Raw genomic sequence first — 630 nt, forward strand, 5'->3', positions numbered from 1 at the left:
CAACAGGCGCACCCAGGCCAGACGCTGTTTCGGGTATTTGGCGACATAGCGGCGCAGCCACTTTTCTGCCTCCTCGGGCGTCCCCCTGGACTCTTGCGCGTAGACCAGGGCATCGAGCTCGACGTTGGTCAGGGCGCGGCTGTCCATGATCCCCGCCAGCAGTGGGATGCCCCGGTCGAAGTCGTAGGTCTGCATCGCCAGGCGCCAGGTGTGCTCGAACTGCGCCGGGTCCTTGCTTAGCGTGCTCAGGCTGATCCAGTAGCCCAGGGCGGCGGCCGAGTCGCCCTGCCATTCGGCGAGATGGGCCATCTGCTCCAGCAACTGCGGGTCATCCGGCCGCTGTTCGAGCAGTTGCAGGCCCACCGCATGGGCGCCGGCCAGGTCACCGAAGGCCAGGCGCTGCTTGAATTCCTTGGCGAGGATTTCCGGGCTGTCGGGCTGCACCTTGCGCCAGGCACTGAAGAACTGTTCCGCCAAGTCCACGCGGTTGTGCGCCACGGCCACATCCACGCCGCGGTCCAGCAGCGCCGGTTCGAATGCCACGTCCGGCTGTGCGGCCAGCTCTCGGGCCAGCAGCTCCACTGCCTGATCGCCGCGATCGGCCGCCACCAGGGTGGTGAAGGCCTGTTG

Annotated in this window: 1 protein-coding gene; it reads right to left on the reverse strand. The window is 67.3% G+C overall.

Translation table 11 applies throughout. The annotated features are described in order from the left end of the window. The coding region (locus F6S12_RS32625) for a tetratricopeptide repeat protein (RefSeq protein ID WP_315869970.1) at positions 1–630 on the reverse strand (630 nt) is incomplete at both ends.

This window comes from Pseudomonas sp. JV245A (assembly GCF_032424515.1).
Classification (GTDB): domain Bacteria; phylum Pseudomonadota; class Gammaproteobacteria; order Pseudomonadales; family Pseudomonadaceae; genus Aquipseudomonas; species Aquipseudomonas protegens.